At 36.1% G+C, this 18629-nt stretch carries 16 protein-coding genes; 8 read left to right on the top strand and 8 right to left on the bottom strand.

The features are described 5' to 3' along the window. Complete coding sequence (locus tag JKA74_RS07040; protein ID WP_201430454.1) at window positions 1-2157, bottom strand: GAF domain-containing protein; 2157 nt, start codon at window positions 2155-2157, stop codon at window positions 1-3. A 285-nt stretch (window positions 2158-2442) separates the two neighbouring features. Then, a complete protein-coding gene (locus tag JKA74_RS07035) occupies window positions 2443-4116 on the bottom strand; it encodes an AMP-binding protein (RefSeq protein WP_201430453.1) in 1674 nt (557 codons plus the stop codon). A gap of 447 nt (window positions 4117-4563) precedes the next feature. Between JKA74_RS07035 and sufB the strand changes: the two genes are divergently transcribed. The 7 genes from sufB to JKA74_RS07000 all read left to right on the top strand — a co-directional run bounded on the left by sufB (window position 4564) and on the right by JKA74_RS07000 (window position 11000). After that, complete coding sequence (gene sufB / locus JKA74_RS07030; RefSeq protein ID WP_201430452.1) at window positions 4564-6009, top strand: Fe-S cluster assembly protein SufB; 1446 nt, start codon at window positions 4564-4566, stop codon at window positions 6007-6009. A 91-nt stretch (window positions 6010-6100) separates the two neighbouring features. Then, window positions 6101-6856 carry a Fe-S cluster assembly ATPase SufC gene (gene sufC, locus JKA74_RS07025; protein ID WP_201430451.1) on the top strand — a complete coding sequence of 252 codons (756 nt, stop codon included), beginning with the start codon at window positions 6101-6103 and terminating at the stop codon, window positions 6854-6856. 18 nt (window positions 6857-6874) lie between these two features. Beyond that, window positions 6875-8200, top strand: coding sequence for a Fe-S cluster assembly protein SufD (gene sufD, locus JKA74_RS07020; RefSeq protein WP_201430450.1), 1326 nt, complete (start codon window positions 6875-6877; stop codon window positions 8198-8200). An 11-nt stretch (window positions 8201-8211) separates the two neighbouring features. Next, window positions 8212-9456 carry an aminotransferase class V-fold PLP-dependent enzyme gene (locus tag JKA74_RS07015; protein ID WP_201430449.1) on the top strand — a complete coding sequence of 415 codons (1245 nt, stop codon included), beginning with the start codon at window positions 8212-8214 and terminating at the stop codon, window positions 9454-9456. 78 nt (window positions 9457-9534) lie between these two features. Then, the gene (locus JKA74_RS07010) at window positions 9535-9978 is read left to right on the top strand and encodes a SufE family protein (RefSeq protein ID WP_201430448.1); all 444 of its coding nucleotides are present in this window, start codon (window positions 9535-9537) and stop codon (window positions 9976-9978) included. Between the two features lie 12 nt (window positions 9979-9990). Next, entirely contained in the window at window positions 9991-10338 is a 348-nt protein-coding gene (locus JKA74_RS07005; protein WP_201430447.1) for an SUF system Fe-S cluster assembly protein, read from the top strand. A gap of 245 nt (window positions 10339-10583) precedes the next feature. After that, window positions 10584-11000 carry a BrxA/BrxB family bacilliredoxin gene (locus JKA74_RS07000; RefSeq protein ID WP_201430446.1) on the top strand — a complete coding sequence of 139 codons (417 nt, stop codon included), beginning with the start codon at window positions 10584-10586 and terminating at the stop codon, window positions 10998-11000. 177 nt (window positions 11001-11177) lie between these two features. Here JKA74_RS07000 and JKA74_RS06995 read toward each other — a convergent pair whose 3' ends face one another. Next, complete coding sequence (locus tag JKA74_RS06995; RefSeq protein ID WP_201430445.1) at window positions 11178-12107, bottom strand: hypothetical protein; 930 nt, start codon at window positions 12105-12107, stop codon at window positions 11178-11180. A gap of 132 nt (window positions 12108-12239) precedes the next feature. Here JKA74_RS06995 and JKA74_RS06990 point away from each other — a divergent pair, with 132 nt between their 5' ends. Then, the gene (locus tag JKA74_RS06990) at window positions 12240-12788 is read left to right on the top strand and encodes a hypothetical protein (protein WP_201430444.1); all 549 of its coding nucleotides are present in this window, start codon (window positions 12240-12242) and stop codon (window positions 12786-12788) included. A 689-nt stretch (window positions 12789-13477) separates the two neighbouring features. On the opposite strand, the gene JKA74_RS06985 is transcribed toward JKA74_RS06990, so the two are convergent. The 5 genes from JKA74_RS06985 to JKA74_RS06965 form a co-directional block, all read right to left on the bottom strand. Beyond that, the gene (locus tag JKA74_RS06985; protein WP_201430443.1) at window positions 13478-13792 is read right to left on the bottom strand and encodes a hypothetical protein; all 315 of its coding nucleotides are present in this window, start codon (window positions 13790-13792) and stop codon (window positions 13478-13480) included. Beyond that, window positions 13774-14076 carry a hypothetical protein gene (locus JKA74_RS06980; RefSeq protein ID WP_201430442.1) on the bottom strand — a complete coding sequence of 101 codons (303 nt, stop codon included), beginning with the start codon at window positions 14074-14076 and terminating at the stop codon, window positions 13774-13776. Before JKA74_RS06980 ends, JKA74_RS06985 begins: the two co-directional genes overlap by 19 nt. After that, window positions 14077-15060 carry an outer membrane protein assembly factor BamB family protein gene (locus tag JKA74_RS06975; protein ID WP_201430441.1) on the bottom strand — a complete coding sequence of 328 codons (984 nt, stop codon included), beginning with the start codon at window positions 15058-15060 and terminating at the stop codon, window positions 14077-14079. A 7-nt stretch (window positions 15061-15067) separates the two neighbouring features. Next, window positions 15068-17563: a hypothetical protein gene (locus JKA74_RS06970; protein ID WP_201430440.1), complete on the bottom strand. Its 2496-nt coding sequence runs from the start codon at window positions 17561-17563 to the stop codon at window positions 15068-15070. Between the two features lie 154 nt (window positions 17564-17717). Continuing rightward, window positions 17718-18542, bottom strand: coding sequence for an NADAR family protein (locus tag JKA74_RS06965; protein ID WP_201430439.1), 825 nt, complete (start codon window positions 18540-18542; stop codon window positions 17718-17720). Window positions 18543-18629: the final 87 nt, after the last annotated feature.

Genomic DNA, 18629 nt, shown 5'->3' with positions numbered 1-18629 from the left:
TTATACACTTTTTAGCACATTATTTTTATTGAGCTGCTTATTAAACATAATAGAATAATAAACTTCATTTTTACAAGTAATTTGTGATACAACAAAGTAGGCATCATCTATTTTTCCGTATCTGTCCATTATTTTGCAACTTTTTCTTTCCGATAATCCTGCCTCAAGAAATTCAGGGTTATCCTCTAATCCCTTCAGTACCTTATTTACTGATTTCTTTATAATCAACTCCGGAGAATTTCCGTACAGGTCTTTGTCCTGGTAATGAAGAGTTTCTTTTACATATTCATTAACAGTAACAATCTCGTAGTGCTGATTTATGATAATTATTCCATCATAAACCTTAGCAAGAATTTGATTGAGCAAAAAGAAATCCTTTCTTACCTCATATAAACTATCGTTCAACTCTTTATTTGCCCTACTCACTTCCTCCTGGCTTTCCAACAATTTGTCCATCTTACGTCTCATTTGCTCTTCCTGAGACTGTAATTGTTCAGTCAGCTGCCTGCTGTTTTTCAGAAGGTTACGCGTGTGAATCTGCATTTTCAAGGCATTAAGTGTTGCCCCTATTCTTTCAGACAACTCAGAAAGAAAAGATATTTCATTTTCGCTAAAAAGTTTAAATGAGGCTACTTCAAACATCCCAATGACCTTTTCATTATATTTCACCGGCATTACCAAAATACTTCTCGGGCTGCTTCCTCCTAATCCTGACCTGATATTTATGTAAGAATCAGGAATCTCTGTTAAGTAGATGTGATCAGCATCCAACCATGCCTGACCAACCAGCCCTTCCCCTTTACCTATACGTTTATTGGTAGATTTTCTTCTTTCATAGGCATAGCAACCTTGCAATTCCAAAGCTTCTTCGTCCTCGGAAATAACGAAAAATGCACCTTGATTAGCAGATATATATTTCACTATTTCCACTATCATTAAAAATGAAAAGCTTTTGATATCATTATTCTGTGCCTTCATTAAATCAGAAAATTTGCTTAATCCTTTTATACTCCAGTTCAGGCTGGCATCTTGAATCGCTTTGTTCTCAAGAACGCTATTTTTCTCCTTTATTTGTTTCAGGTTAGAGTTTAAGTTACTCAGCATCAATTGAAAATTTCGGCTCAGGCTTCCGATCTCGTCTTTAGATTCCATGTCAAGATAACTCCCAGCCATAGCATCTCCCGACAATACTTTCTTAACAATATTGTCCAAATGAATGATTGGCTTGGACACAGTTTTTCTAAGCAAATACACCAAACCTACCACACTCATTAATAACAATAATATAGTCACAAAAGTGACTATTGCAGCACTTCGCTGAAGTTGTTCATTTTTTAAATTGATTTTTTCATACAGACTATTTAATTTAGGCAGGGTGCTGGCGAGCTTATTCTCCAGATCACTCAACAAACCTTCATGCTGGTTAAGTCCTATTACTATTTCAGCCTGTACAATTCTATCAAAATGATTTTTATATGCTTCTATTGATTCAATAGTTTCAACCTTATAGCTTTCGGTCATATGGGGATATTCTTCTATGGAAGCCAACTCAATAAAATTAATAAAAGCATTTGATGCCTCATGCAATTTCTTCACATAGTTCTGGTCTTTTCGTAAAGCAAAATCTTTTTCATGCCTTCTTAAACTGAAAGCATAAACTTTTTCGGCTGGAGACACACATAGCTGGAGTTCATGGGCATAACTCCGCATTTCCCCCTCCAATCCATGGTCCTTAAAACCTCTTTTTAACAACATAAGTCTTAGCTCATTGAAAGTTCTCTCATATTCAGAAACTGAGCTGTTTAAAGAATGAATTTCATTTTCAAATTGGCTCTCAACAACTATAGATTTAGCAGCTTGTGCATTTAACTTTTTCTGAACAAGTTGAATTTTATCGGAGAAGCTCTGTGTCATTTCACTTAAACCGTTCTCCAAAAAACTTATTTCTTTCCATCCATACAAAAGAAATTCCTTTTCAATCTTTTGTGATTTATCAAGCTCCATCATCACCTCAGCCATTTCGCTCTTTAGTTCCTGAAATAAATGTACTTTATAAAAATAGTTATAAACCAAAAAGCCACCCAACAATGCAGGTAGCAACAAGGAAGAGAAAGCTAAAATGAATTTTTTACGGATGGGTATATCTTTGAATGTCATAACAAGTAATTATTATTCAAAGATAAAAGGGGGTTTTAACAATAGGTAATTACAGCTATTATGGCTTTGTTATGAAATCACAACCTTAATTTTAATTCCAACATATGAAGTAGTTATATTTTCCTAACGTAAATGGTTAAATAATAACTAATGGTAAAATAAACACTTTTATAAATTCACAATTTTATAATATGATTATTGCGCAACCTCAATATTTCAGTTTGTTCATAGGCGTACCACCTACAAGTTGTTTACCATTTTTAATAAAGCAAAAAAAAGAGGCTTTTAAACCTCTTTATCTCTCAGATGTCTTCTGATAATTTTTCCCACATTAGATTTGGGCAACTCTTTTTCGAAAGAAACAGCTTTTGGTCTTTTATAGGCCGTCAGCTTATCCTTACAGTATTCAATTACTTCTTCTTCGGTTAAGGAAGGATCTTTCTTAACCACAAAAGCTTTCACTACTTCAGAAGATTTATCATCGGGTATGCCTACAACAGCAACTTCCAACACTTTATCCATACCAGCGATTACATCCTCTACTTCATTAGGATATACATTGAAACCGGATACATTGATCATGTCTTTTTTCCTATCTACTATTTTAAAGAATCCATCTTCATCCTGCACTCCTATATCTCCCGTTCTAAACCATTCGTTATTGAAAAAAGTAGTTTCATTTAGTTCATCTAAATTCCAGTAACCAGACATTACTTGTGGGCCTTTTCCACATATTTCGCCCGCTTCACCAATAGGTAATTCCTGACCTTGTTCATCCATGATTTTCATGTCAGTGCTTGGCGTAGGTAATCCAATAGTACCCAATCTTTCTGTACCATCCAATGGATTTACACTTAATACAGGGGAAGTTTCACTCAAGCCGTAGCCTTCCACCAACGGTCCGCCTGTAGCAGCTTTCCATCTTTCAGCAACAGCACGTTGGACAGCCATTCCGCCACCTATCGATCCCTTTAAATGAGTGAAATCCACTTCCTTGAAATTAGGCTGATTTAACAAGCCGTTAAAAAGTGTATTCACTCCTGTCATTAGCGTAAAAGGATGCTTTTTCAATTCTTTGATAAAAGCAGGCATATCTCGCGGATTGGTAATTAAAATACTTTTTGCGCCAATGCTAAACATCAATAAACCATTTACCGCTAAGGCAAAAATATGATATAAAGGCAAGGCAGTGATCATTTGTTCCTGTTGTCCCTTTTTAAATAATGGTTTAAACCACTCTTTCGTTTGCATAGTATGGGCCACTAAATTGCGATGAGATAGTTTAGCTCCTTTGCTCACCCCGGTAGTACCGCCTGTATACTGCAAAAATGCCAAATCCGTAGAAGCAATTTCAGGCTTTTGAAATTGATGGTCTTTCCCTTTTTTTAATACTTCCTTAAAAGTAATGGCTGAAGGAATATTGTAAGAAGGCACCATTTTCTTGATCCTTTTCACTACAAAATTGACGATCCCACCTTTCAAACCTCCCAGCATATCCCCCAATTGGGTGTGGATTACCGTTTTAATCTCAGTTTCCCCCAATATTTTCTCAAGATTGGAAGCAAAGTTGGCCATAATAACGATTGCACTTGCCCCGGAATCTTTAAATTGATGTGCCATTTCACGTGAAGTATATAACGGGTTAGTTCCCACAACTACCAGCCCAAGCTTTAAGGCACCAATCATTGCAATTGGATATTGCAGACAATTAGGCATTTGAATAGCAATTCTATCCCCTTTTTTTAATCCTGCTTCATGTTGTAAATAAGCAGCAAATTGATTGCTTAAAACATCAACTTCTGCGTAAGTCAATATTTTACCCATATTTTCATAGGCTTCTGCATCAGCATGCTTTTGGAAAATCTCCTCAAATAATTCAGGTAGGTTTTTATACTGGTCTGGGTTTATCTCCCTTGGCACTCCTTTAGGATAGTGCTTAAACCATGGAAAATCGCTCATATATTTATTTTTTCTATTAATCGTTTCGGTTTGAAATTACGAAAAAATATTATTTATCCATAAATAGAATTTACATAATGATGATTTTGCCAAATGCAATTAAGTCCAAACATCTGAAATTTATACTTCCATTCACCCTGAAAGAACAAGGATCAATAAGGAACGAAAGCATCAAAACGAAATGAACTTATCAAATACACTTTTGTTATTGTAGGTTAAAGAAAGATTAGCGAGCAAGGAAGTACAATTTGGCAACTGTAGAGCAAGTTCATTTTAAGTGATTCTTTCTATCTACTTCCAGATTTGCACAAAAAGACATCAAACCGGAATCTTTCATAGTTTTTGATGATATCATTATCATTAAAAATTATTGGATTTTGCTTAACATAAAGTAGCTAATATTGTTAACTTTGTATCTTAATTGAAATTAGTCTAAATAATTCATATATGAGTAAAGACGATCAAATATTAGAACAATTCGCCTCAAAAGAGTACGAACATGGTTGGTCGGTAGATTTTGAAGCAGATTCAGCGCCTCCGGGCCTGAGTGAAGATATCGTGAGATTCATTTCTGCCAAAAAAGATGAGCCGTCATGGTTACTTGAGTGGAGATTAAAGGCTTACAGAAACTGGAGAAAAATGATTGAGCCTAAGTGGGCCAATGTACATTATCCAAAGCCTCAGTTCGAAGATATTATTTATTACTCTGCACCCAAGAAAAAGAAAACAGCTGAGAGCCTTGATGAGGTTGATCCTGAGTTGTTAAAAACTTTTGAAAGATTGGGTATTTCATTAACCGAGCAAAAAAGATTAACAGGTGTTGCGGTAGATGCCGTAATGGATTCCGTTTCTGTAGGAACTACCTTTAAAAAGCAGTTATTGGAACAAGGCATTATCTTTTGCTCTTTTAGCGAAGCCGTAAAGGATTATCCTGAATTAGTGAAAAAATATATTGGCTCTGTAGTGCCATCGAATGACAACTTTTATGCAGCACTTAATTCTGCTGTATTTTCTGACGGATCATTCTGTTACATCCCCAAAGGAGTAAGATGCCCGGTAGAGCTTTCTACTTATTTTAGAATTAATGCAGCCAATACAGGTCAGTTTGAAAGAACTTTGATTGTGGCTGAAGAAGATTCCTACGTAAGTTATTTAGAAGGTTGTACTGCACCGCAAAGAGATGAAAATCAATTGCACGCTGCTGTAGTGGAAATTTATGCGGCCAAAAGTGCTGAAGTAAAGTATTCAACTGTACAGAACTGGTATCCGGGAGATAAAAACGGTAAAGGTGGTATTTACAATTTCGTTACTAAAAGAGGGATATGTGCAGGTGATTATGCCAAGATTTCCTGGACTCAGGTAGAGACAGGTTCTGCCGTAACATGGAAATACCCAAGCTGTATTTTAAAGGGAGATTATTCTCAAGGTGAATTCTATTCAGTTGCAGTAACCAATAATTATCAGCAGGCTGATACAGGTACCAAAATGATTCATATTGGTAAAAACACAAAAAGTAGAATTGTATCAAAAGGTGTATCAGGTGGTTATAGCCAAAATTCCTACAGAGGCCTGGTAGAGATCCATCCAAGAGCTGAAAATTCAAGGAACTTCTCCCAATGTGATTCATTGTTAATGGGCGACAAATGCGGTGCGCATACTTTTCCTTATATAGAAGTAAAAAATAAATCCTCGCAAATAGAGCATGAGGCAACTACTTCAAAAATTGGTGAAGACCAGATTTTCTATTGTACCCAAAGGGGAATAGATGAGGAAAGTGCTGTTGCTTTAATTGTAAATGGATATTGCAAAGAGGTACTGAATAAATTACCCATGGAATTTGCAGTAGAAGCACAAAAATTATTGGCCCTAACCTTAGAAGGTTCGGTAGGATAATAAACTCATCCGTTCTGAACCACTCTGTTAAAGAGAATTTCAAGAGCGATGAATACTATTAATAAAAGTACAAGAAAGTAAAATACAAAAAATGTTATCTATTAAGAACTTGCATGCCTCAATTGAAGGTAAAGAAATATTAAAAGGTATTAACCTGGAAGTAAAAGCCGGTGAGGTACACGCTATCATGGGACCAAATGGTTCAGGGAAAAGTACTTTAGCCTCAGTGTTGGCAGGTAGAGAAGATTACACAGTAGATTCAGGAGAAGTAGTTTTCCAAAGTAAGGATTTATTGGATATGGGTGCAGATGTTAGGGCCAAAGAAGGTGTCTTTCTGGCATTTCAATATCCTATAGAAATACCCGGAGTTACTACCACTAACTTTATGAAAACTGCTATCAATAAAGTAAGAGAGCACAGAGGGCTGGAGCCATTGGATGCTGTCTCTTTCCTTAAATTGATGAAAGAAAAAATGAAGCTGGTGGAAATTGACCAGTCTCTATTGAGCCGCTCATTGAACGAAGGGTTTTCAGGTGGTGAAAAGAAAAGAAATGAGATCTTTCAAATGGCTATGTTAGAGCCTACACTTGCAATATTAGATGAAACCGACTCAGGATTAGATATTGACGCTTTGCGTATTGTTGCCAATGGTGTAAACACCTTAAAAAATCCTGACAATGCCACTATTGTGGTAACGCACTACCAACGTTTGCTGGATTATATAGTACCTGATTTTGTGCATGTTTTGTATGATGGAAAAATAGTAAAATCCGGTGGAAAAGACCTGGCCAAGGAATTGGAGAAAAGAGGATACGACTGGATCAAAGAAGAAGCTGATGTTGCATAAGCATAATCAAAAAATGATATGAGTAAATTAACTAAAGAGCAAGTAGATCATTTTTTCATTGATCAGTTTCAATCTTTCGAGAACAAGCTGAATGGTGAAAGCAAAAAACCTTTGCACCAGCTAAGAAAGGCTGCAATAACTGCATTTAAGGAAAATGGTTTGCCGGCTGCTAAAAACGAAGAATATAAGTATACGAATATAGCCAAAGCATTTGCCAAACATTTAAACGTAGAGGCTCTTTCAGACAACAATTTTGCGCTCAGCTCAGATGAAGCCGCAAAGTATTTCATTCCTGAACTGGATGCTGTTCGTCTGGTATTTGTTAATGGGATGCTTAATAAAGAATTATCTGATTTGGAGAATTTGCCTGAAGGCTTGCAAATACAGCCAATCAAAACAGCTCAGGATGATTTCCAGGATGATTTTGCCAGGCATTTTAATACCCACAAAATAGAAGGATCAGATAGCTTTTCTGACTTAAATACTGCTTTTACTGATGGTGGTGTCTTTATTAAAATCAGTAAAAGTGCTGTAATCGAAAAGCCCATTGCCTGTTATTATTTTACAGATGCTAAAGAGGCAGATGTAATTAGTCAGCCAAGGAATTTGGTTATTGCAGAAAAGAACAGCCAGACCAGTATGGTCGAGTCTTATATAACTATAGGAGAGTATGCAAGCTTCACCAATGCAGTTACTGAAATAGTGGTAGAAGATGATTCAATATTCAACTATTATAAATACCAGGATGAATCTGAAAAGGCTATTCATGTAGGTGCAACGCTTGTACACCAATTGGGTAAATCTGTTTTCAATTCCGGTACTTTTAGTTTTAATGGTGCTATGATAAGAAATAACCTGAGCATAGCAGTGCATAGTGAGCATTCGGAAACCAATATGATAGGCTTGTATTTCCTTGACTATTCTACACATGTTGACAACCATACAGTGGTGGATCACAGGGTACCGAACTGTGAAAGCAATGAAACCTATAAAGGTGTTCTGGATGGTAAATCCAGAGGAGTTTTCAATGGTAAAATTTTCGTAAGACAACCGGCACAAAAAACCAATGCATTTCAATCTAACAGAAACATTTTAATGTCGGATGGCTCTGAAATGGATACCAAACCCCAATTGGAAATCTGGGCTGATGATGTAAAATGTTCTCACGGATGTACAGTAGGTCAGTTGGACAAAGATCAGTTATTCTATCTGAAAGCTCGTGGATTGGATGAGAAAACAGCCAAATCAATGCTATTGAATGCTTTTGCATCGGATGTAGTGAATCCTATTAAAATTGAAGCGCTTAAAAAACTGATCGAAAGTAAAATTATCGAAAGATTATAAAGCAAACTAATATGAGTACTGTAGCAACAACTGACACATATTTCGATATCAAAAAAATCAGAACTGATTTCCCTATTCTCCAACAAAAGGTAAATGGGAAGCCTTTGGTTTACTTCGATAATGCGGCCACAACACAAAAGCCGCAACAAGTCATTGATGCTATTAATAAATACTACGAGGGCTATAATGCCAATATTCACAGAGGCTTACATTCACTTGCTGAAAAAGCAACTACTGCATTTGAAGAAACCAGACTGACTTTTCAAAAATTCATTAATGCAGCGGAAAGTGAAGAGGTGATTTTCACCAAAGGAACTACTGACAGCATCAATTTAGTGGCTACTGCTTACGGACGAAAGTTCATAAAGGCCAGTGATGAAATATTGATCAGCGGAATGGAACATCATTCCAACATAGTGCCATGGCAAATGCTATGTGAGGAAAAAGGAGCCAAATTAAAAGTAATTCCTGTTGATGAAAAAGGTGAAATCTCTTTGGATGATGTTAAAAGCCTGATCAATAAAAATACAAAAATAGTATCAGTTGTATTTGCCTCTAATTCGTTGGGAACAGTGAATCCTGTAAAAGAAATAGGTCAACTGGCCCATAAATTTGGCGCAGTAATGATGATTGACGGTGCACAAGCTGCTTCACACTGTAAGGTAGATGTACAGGATTTAGATTGCGATTTTTTTGCTACTTCAGGCCATAAAATGTACGGTCCTACAGGAAGCGGAATTCTTTACGGGAAGCGGGAAATTTTAGAAAAAATGAACCCTTATCAGGGAGGTGGAGAAATGATCAAAGATGTAAGCTTTGAAAAAACCACTTACAATGATATTCCCTATAAGTTTGAGGCGGGCACTCCTAACATTGCAGATATAGTAGCCTTGAAATCGGCTGTGGAATATATTAATCAATTAGGTAAAGAAAATATTGTACAGTATGAGAATGACATTACCGCTCATGCACATAAAAGACTGGCAGAAGTGCCCGGTATTCATTTTTATGGTACCGCTACCAATAAAGTAAGTGTGGTTTCTTTCACTATTGACAATGTACACCCTTATGACGTGGGAATGATGCTGGATGCGAAAGGTATAGCGGTAAGAACAGGTCATCATTGTACGCAGCCATTAATGGATCACTACGGAATTGACGGAACCATACGCGCCTCATTTTCCGTTTATAATACGAAAGAAGAGATTGATTTCCTGGCCGATTCATTGAAAGATATTGTAGCGAAATTTAGCTGAATTTAATAAGTAAAGCTGTTTTGAATACTGAATGAAATCAGTAAAGTTTCTCAATCAGCTTTTATAAATTAAATACAAATGAGCAATCAGAACATCCGGATTATACAAGATGATATCATAGAAAAATTTTCCATGCTGGATGGAGATATGGAGATGATGATTGGTTACCTCATGGAATTAGGACAAAAATTGCCTGAGATGCCTGATGAATTAAAAACGGAAGAGAATATTGTGAAAGGTTGCCAATCAAAAGTTTGGCTGACTGCAGTAGAAGATGACGGCAAAATATACTTCCAGGCTGACAGCAATACTGCCATTACCAAAGGGTTGGTGAGCTTATTGGTGAGTATTTTAAATGGGCAAAAAGTGGATGATATTCTGGAAGCCGATTTATATTTCATCCATAAAATCAATATGAACAGATTTATTGGTACGCAAAGATCAAACGGCTTTATGTCGATGATCAAACAATTTAAGATGTATGCGATTGCCTTTAAAACGAAATTAGAAAACGAAGCTTAAACACATTACGATATGTCAGAAACGAAACCAGAAAGCAGCACAGCAGTAACCAATTTACGGGACAAGGTAATGGAAGCTATTAAGTCAGTTTACGATCCGGAGATTCCGGTTGATATTTACGAATTGGGCTTAATCTACGAAGTAAACGTATACCCTGTGAACAATGTGTATGTTCTCATGACCTTGACTTCTCCCTCCTGCCCTTCCGCTGAGGAAATACCGGGCGAGGTGGAAATGAAAGTGAAAGCCATTGAAGGCGTAAACGATGTGAAAGTTGAACTGACTTTTGATCCTCCCTACTCTCAGGAAATGATGAGCGAGGCAGCTAAATTGGAGCTGGGATTTATGTATAGACAGTAGACAGTAGACAGTAGACAGTAGACAGTAGACAGTAGACAGTAGACAGTAGACAGTAGACAGTAGACAGTAGACAGTAGACAGTAGACAGTAGACAGTAGACAGTAGACAGTAGACAGTAGACAGTAATAAAAAAATAAAAAGTAGTAAACAAAATAAGTTAATAAACATTATAAGTGTCATGTCCTGGTATACTTTACCTACCAATGGAAATGATTTATTTAATTAATAATTTAAAGAGAGAATATATGTATCCAGAAGAAATGGTAGCACCAATGCGTGCCGATTTAACAGAAGTAGGATTTGAAGAATTAAAAACTTCAGATGCAGTTGTTAATCATTTAAAGGACCATAAAGGTACTTCATTAGTAGTGATTAATTCAGTATGTGGTTGTGCTGCAGGTGCAGCCAGGCCGGGTGTAAAATGGGCTGTGACTACAAGTGAGAAAAAGCCTAATCATTTAGCTACTGTTTTTGCAGGGGTTGACCAGGATGCGGTAGCCAAAGTGAGAGAAATGACTGCTCCTTACCCACCATCATCACCTTCTATTGCTTTATTTAAAGATGGTGAATTGGTTCATTTTGTAGAAAGACATCATATTGAAGGTCGTTCAGCTCAAATGATCGGAGAACACCTTGTTCAGGTATTCGAGGAGTATTGTTAAGCTGTTAATATTTAAAAAATTTACAAAGCCATTGCTGAAAAGTGATGGCTTTTTTGTTGCCTATTTCTGTTGGAATGCTGGTGTAAGCTATGTAAGCTACCCCCAATTAGAACTGTTTATTTGTCAAAAATTATTGTTTTATGATTAGCTAATGTAAGCTGTAAGCTAATATAATTCCTATATAAGTTCATAAGTATCCTTATTGGATTTCAGCCATTTCCTGGCTGTTTTTAAGGCTTTTTCATAATCATCCACCATTAAATCGCCTGAGGCGGAATCATACGGAAGCGGGAAATCTTTGATAATAGGTGCTATAATTTCCAATATTCTATAAGCACAGCTGATATTCTTATTGGTATTAGGATCTGGTGAGGGGCAATTTTTCTCATCATTAAAAACCTGCTCCACAAGTACATTAACTGCTGCTTTCTTTTTAGTAAAAGCCAGTGTTGGGTATATTTCATAAACCACTTCCTCATTCACAGGTAATGCTTTTGCTTTTTTGACAATATAATCCAGAGCCGGCTTCTCCCCCATCCTGCTTAAAGCAATATGCGCCTGCCACTTTTGCATTTGCTCCATATCGGAGAACTGGTACCTGATATGATCGATAATAGGTGCTATGGCTTTTCTTTCATCAATTGAGGCAAGTGTAATCACTAAGTCTTCATAATAAGCGGGGATAGGATTTAATTTCTGTACCAGGAAAGTTCTTACTGCCTCATTAAAATGCTGAGCTTGAAAGGACATAAGTCCTTCAGCAACGAATAATTGAACACTCACATCTTTATCATCCAATCCTTTGCTGTAACTATCAACCACATCCGATTTAAAATCCTCATTTGTAGCGGACTGGTAAATGTCATTTTGCATTCGATAGGCTGATTGGCGAACAGCCACTACAGAATCCGCAGTGGCTTTTTTGAGTTGGTCCAGTGCAAGTCTGTGCTCTTCTTGAGTATAATTATTCCATTGGATGGCACTGAGGGATTTGCCAGTCCTTGAATGAGTAAGTGCCTCATCAACCAGACCGGAAATATTCTGGGAAAAAGACAGCTTTAAGAAGCTTACGCTAAGAATAATTAATACAGTCAGGAATTTGCTCATTGGTTGACACATGATAGTTGTTCGATTATAAGTAGATATGGAGGCAAATGTACTATTTAATTTACTTATTTTTGGCCTAAACCGGGATAAAACCCCTACTTTTGCAGCCAATCAAAATTTAAAGAATTATTTATGAAGAAATTATCAGTTTATTTAATGGTATTGTTTGCAGCTTTTCTATTGCAAAGTTGTGGTGATGATGAAAATACAGTTGAAGAAAGAGAAAATGTAAGTTATTATGGTGAAACTGAATTGGCATTCACTTCCGCTGCAGTAGGTGATTCCGGAGAAGATGGTGGATACCATTTTACCAACATCTATTTAGCAGAAAAGTCTATGGCAACTACAGGGTTTGATATAGCCCCTGGCGAATCACTCATGTCTATCTTTTTCTCATCCAAATCAGAACATCCTGAAGCTAAAAACTATACTGAAATTAAGGACGCTTATTCGGATACAGATGAAAATATTTTTGAGGGAGCCAAGCTTATATTTGATTATGATCCTAACGGAGAACCCGGTTCGGCTTCTGAAAATATAAATACAGGCTCTATCAACCTGATTGAATATGATTTCAATACAAAAACTATAGAGTTTGAGTATGAATTTTTGATGCAAAATGGTAAAACCTCAAAAGGGTATTACAAAGGAAGCTTTGATTTTTTAGGTGAAATAGGATAAGACTTAAATCTCCGACTTTATTCTAAACCCGCAAGGTTTTAAAAACCTTGCGGGTTTGTTGTATGCTGCTATAAAAATCTTCTCTTTTTTGATGATAGTATTAATGTCCTGTGAGCCACAGGGCACTGCTAAAAGCCGATATACTTGCATTATTTTGGCCTATTCCAATGCCATTTGCTACCCATTCAAAAGAAGCTTTTTTCGGGTAATGAGTACGAGCTACAAGCTCGCACTAACTGGGGTTCAATAGGATGATTGCCATCTTTCCATAATTTATTTGATTTAATCCTTTTTAGTTTATTACCAGCCCTTTCGAATGCTCGCACCAGCCACTCTTTTCTGCTTTCATTAATAGCATTTATTTCTTCAATAATCTTCCTATTACTTAATTTCTTAAAGGCTCTTAAAATTTCGCTCAAACTGTCATTAGTATCTCTGGTACTTATTATTAAATGTATTACCTGTCCCGTATTCGGGATGGCTAGGCATTATGCAATAGCAATAAATTTCTAAACCCTTATTTTTTCTACAGTAATCTAAACTTTCGATAATGATAGAGAAATATTGTTCTCTTACAATAACATCAATCCAATATACAGTAGCAAAACTTACAAAGTACAAGCCTTCTTTATTATGAAACTTATATTTTCTGCTCATTGCAACTCTAGGTTTTGATGGAATGATACAAGTTAATCATATTTCTTGAAATCAAAGTGGCACACGCGGCACGCGTGCGCCATCGGAGGGGTCTTTCCTAAGGTTTGAGCCGCATCTTCTATTGCATCTGTTGCGTCTAACCCTTCTTTGATAGCTTCATCAACTTGCTTTAGTGCATCAGAGTTTTTCCTGACTAATTCGCCTGCTTCTCCGAGGTGGTTGTCAATACGTTTCCACGAGTCCACCAACTCATGACACTTATCAAATGCTTGATTTTCCCGAGACTGACCTGCCTCTTTAGATAGGATTGATAATGTAGAGATTTTTTTTAAATTAGACCAAGCCATTTTGTTTCTTCAGAAATAACAAGTTTGATGTTATCTGATTTCAGAAGTCTTCTAGTTTCATCAGAAATATTTCTGACTTTTCTCTTCGTGATTTCTGAAATTTGCTGAACAGAAAGTTTACTTAAAAAGAAACTGGCTTTCGATTTTACCGATACTTCCGACAAACCAATTTGTGAAGAGGAAATATTTCTTTCGTAACCAATAGCTTCAGGACTAGTTGGCACTGAATACAACCCAGCGATAAAAAAGAAAATTGAGTAATATAGAAATTTTAATGACTTCATTTATTCTTTTTCGAAAATATGAAGGGTTCCTTTATTATCATGAACTAATAAATAAGGAGCTTGATAGATAATCGGACTGGGGGCTGGAAAGCTTACCCCCTTTTCTTCATGTAACCAATCAAACTTGTGAGTGACGGTATTAAAAGACCCAATGACTCCTTTTTTGTAGTCGGTAGTAATCAGATGATCCCCGTCAATAGCATAGTTATTTCGCTGACTAAAGACGCCCTCTCCTTTAAAGTATTCTTGATCTATAAATGTATCTACTTCTTCACCAGTACTCGCATTCAGCTTACAATAGCCATTTGATATGGAATGGATAACACCCTTTTCTTGATCCAGACGATTTAATGATGGAAAGGATTTTCTCTCCCATTTTAATGCTCCTGTTGCAAGGTCTAAAGCAATGAGCTTGTCTTTTTTTTGCAAACCAAAAAACACCAAGTCCTTAAAAACACCAATTAGTTCCGGAACAAAATTCTCGTTGTCAATTTCATAAGTCCATTCACTCTCTCCGGTAGCAAAGTCTCTCTTTCCTACTTCTTTTGAAGATGCTGTAAAGGCTATGTTTGAATCTACTTTTATCATTTCGCCAGTATCTATTTCCCATAAGTCATTCCCCGAAAGCAAATCAAATACACTATACTTTCCTTTGAAAGTAGTGTAATCATAATCTAAAATCTTAACTAAATACTTTTGATCGTATAAATGATATCCAACATACCTAATAGTTTTTTCTTCTTTCAATTTTAAGTGACAATCAAAAAAAACGATTTTACCACTAGCCAAACCAATATAATAATCGTTCGACTTTTCTATTTTTTGAATATTCAGTCCACTATTTAGTTTCGACTCTACAATAGTATCTCCAGTACAAATATCGATTTTTTTTAAATAGGAAGTTGCCTGTAACAATATTTCACCTGCTTCAACCAAAAAACCTTTGTTTACTTTATCTTCAATTACGTATTTCTTCTTGAACATATTTTTTTTATTTTACAAAGTTAAGTAACGGATGATTGACAAGTTGCCCTGCATTGGCTGCACCAGTTAAAGCATCAACATCAGGGAATCCAAGATTTTCAAAAAGAGACGGGTTAGCATCCCAAAGCTCCTGCGCCTTAGAAGCATCTTTAAATACATTCTGGAAATTCCCCTTCATGGCATCTCTTAAACCATCGCTGGAATAATAATCGAACTGTTTCCCACTTGAGATATACGCTTTAAACTGATCATATGTGCTACCTGAAATACTTCTGGCAGAACCCCAGTTCTTCATCTCAATGGATTTCTCTAACTCTCTGGCTCCTTCGGTCTTTTTGAGTAGTAAATCAAGTCTATGGCCAGTTTCAATATCAGGGATATTTCCTTCAAATCCCTTTAGACTCCATCCACCTTCTGTTAACTGAGCCCAATTTCTGGCCATCTTTTTTAGAGAGAGTGCTGCGCCTTTAGCTTTTGATGCTTGCTCTCCTGCTTCTTTTAGAAAATCATCAAAACCCTTGGCCACATCAGCATCACTAAAATTAACCCTTTTGGTAACCACCTCATGGAGATCATTGAGAACATCATCTAAATTGCCCACCAAAGAACTTCCTGAATTTCCGCATGTCTTGCATTTCGGATTTGCTTTTATCAGGTTAGTCATAAAATCATCAAACCTTTGCTGTCCTATTTTACCGATCAGGTCGGCATCAAACTTTGCAAAAGCTTCAAGAGATTTGATATCTTTCCTAAGAATCTTGCCTGCATCAGAAAGATTCGGATTAGCTCTTTTTGCTGCGTCTCCAATACCTTTCCACGAGTCCACCAAGTTAGGGTTATTTAGGAAGGCTTCCAACATCTCGTTAGTGGCATCTGCAAAATCTTCAAAAAACTTTTTACCATTCTCTGGTAATTGTTTAATTTTTGCTAGTAGCTCATCAAGCTTTGCTTGTAATTCAGCAGATAATTCTGCTACGTCTTTAATTTTTATTCGTCCCTTTGACAGCAATAATTTTGAGATGATATCATCTGCTATTTTTGGCAACCTGGCCAAGAACTTTCCACCAAAAATGATTGAAGCCGTTATTCGAAAGGTTCCTTTAGCATAGGTATGTTTACTCTTACCTAAGTCAATATCATCTTGAGTGGCTTGTCCCCAATCTTGTAAGGAATTGCCTGTGGCTTCCTCCAAAAGTGCTTCACCCAATAGGGGCCATAAAGAATTAGGGTCATCAAGCATTTGACCCTTAATGGTTACCAATCCATTGTAAGCCTGATTCCTAGCTTCTTCATCTACGGCAACATCATATATCATAACAACCGTACCTGTGATATCGGTAACCTCTCTTAAAGCAGCCTCCGTACCTCCAGTCAATACAGGCGGACATCTTATTACAGGCAGTTCTGCTGGTGATTCTAAATAAGTTGGCTCTTCAATATTACCTGTTTTAAGCAATTCTCCCATTAAGGCCGATCCCTCAAATACAATCTTAAAAAAGGAGACATCTGTTTTTACATCTATTTTACCACCTCCAGGAAATGCCTCAGTATCAAAGGAGCCTTGTTTTTCAGCAGGAGTGGTTGATACTTCTTTTATATCATAATTTAACAGTAACTGATTCCCTTTCAGTTTTAGATTTTCTGAAAGGGTAGTAAGATCAACTTCTTTGCTTGCATCAAATAGTGTGATATTTGATCTTATACCAGCACTTTGAATAACTATATTATCTGATTCGTTTAACGCAAATCTGAATAACATATCATAGTTGCTATCAGACCAGTTTCCGCTTTCAATATCAGAGCTACTTAATGGATTCTCCGATTCAGTTAACTGACCATTCTGCAGTTCATATACCTTATTATTATAAGCAAATTGCACTTTTTGATTCTGTCTTGACTCATTCGATAATTCAGACAGAATATTAAGAATATCGCCTTCGCTTAATTCAGGCTCAACATTTTCAAGGCAGGTTTCTAAGGTAGCAAGTAATTGATCAAAATAATTTGAATCAAACAACGAAATGATATCAAAACTAGATTCAGTATTACTACAAATTTCATTCCTCCAATCTCCAGAAAGTTGATCAGTACAATCTATTACTTTTGTTTGATTATATCTATCAAACATTTGTAGTAATGGGGCATTGATATTACCAGAATAATTGGAACTCGATGCGTTAAGTTGAACTGATTGGTTGTCTTCTGATTTAAAATAGTATATAAAACAGGCGATAGAGTTATCGGCATTTAAAATTGATTCAACCTTATCGAGTTCCAAACTCTGATTTATTGTATTGGTAAAGCTCACATTATGACTAATACCTTCGATGTCAACAAAATTAGCCTCTTCTGGTAAAATCAGGTTTTGTTCCTTACCTTCACATGATTCGCAGTGTACTATCGAAAGATAATCGAATCCAGTCTGGTCCTTAAGACTATCTAATCTATCTGTTATAGATACACCACCTTGAGCATAAGCCCCCGTTCCCGCCATGCTCTGCATGGGGGTCTTTAATTACTTTTCTACTACAACATCAGATGCACATCTCACAGACCTTCCATACTGAGTAATCAATAGCTGAGCTAGCAGGGTTTGCTTAAGATATGAGCTAAAAGCTCGCATCAACGGGTGGGACTCGCGAAATAACGTCATTTCATTAATATTCGCCCAATAATTCAACTCTTATATTAGTGAGTATTTCACCAAGTAAATTTTTACCCTTCCAAGTTTCACGTTTTAATGATCTAGTGTCATCTTCAGATAAACCAATACCCCATATGATATCATTAGGAGCAGCTTCAACAAGTGTAGTCCCTTTAGTTGAAAATAAAGCTTGTTTCAATTCTTCATTTTGAGTAAATTTTGCTTTGTTACCTTCATAAACTATATTGCTTCTATAGTACTCCCAAACTTTTCCATCATAATTCTCAACTTTACGTCCTAAGTTTTTTATTTTACGGACATCATTTGTCGACATAATTTCCTCTGCAATATTTATGTCAAGAAAAACTATAGCTTTATGATACATCATAAATTGCTCTGCGGATGAGTATTCTTGAGTGATTAAAGGGAACTTGTCTTTTAAAACATCTTTACGTTTTAAATTATCAAGACATACCCCTTGAATTAAACAAGTCGAAGCTAAAAATTTTGATTTATGCCATTGTGAAAATGGAGAACTAGTTTCCCAGAAAAAAGTGAACTTTTCATTTTCTAATCTCTTAAAATATTGCTCTACCAAAGGAGTTACATAATTTGACCTTTCGTTTGGTTCGTTTTTAAGTGCAAATTCTATCGACTCTTCAAGAGTAATATATTCAATCCCCCTTTTATTTATGATAAATTCATAATCAGATAGTATTGAATCTTTTTTTTCCTCCCAAGTTAGTTTAGACCATTCGTAATTCCTTAGTTTTTCATAATAATTGTATCTTTCTTGCCTTGAAAGATTTTTTATTTCTTCTTCAGTTAATTTAATCATAATTCCTTCATTTCAATGATATATCTAATTGTGCCATCTGAATTGTGTTAATTTTAATAAGCATTCATTTAAGTTTGCTACACAACG

This window comes from Marivirga aurantiaca, from assembly GCF_016679925.1.
In the GTDB taxonomy this organism is placed as follows: Bacteria; Bacteroidota; Bacteroidia; order Cytophagales; family Cyclobacteriaceae; genus Marivirga; species Marivirga aurantiaca.
This window is presented reverse-complemented; position numbering and strand designations above follow the sequence as displayed.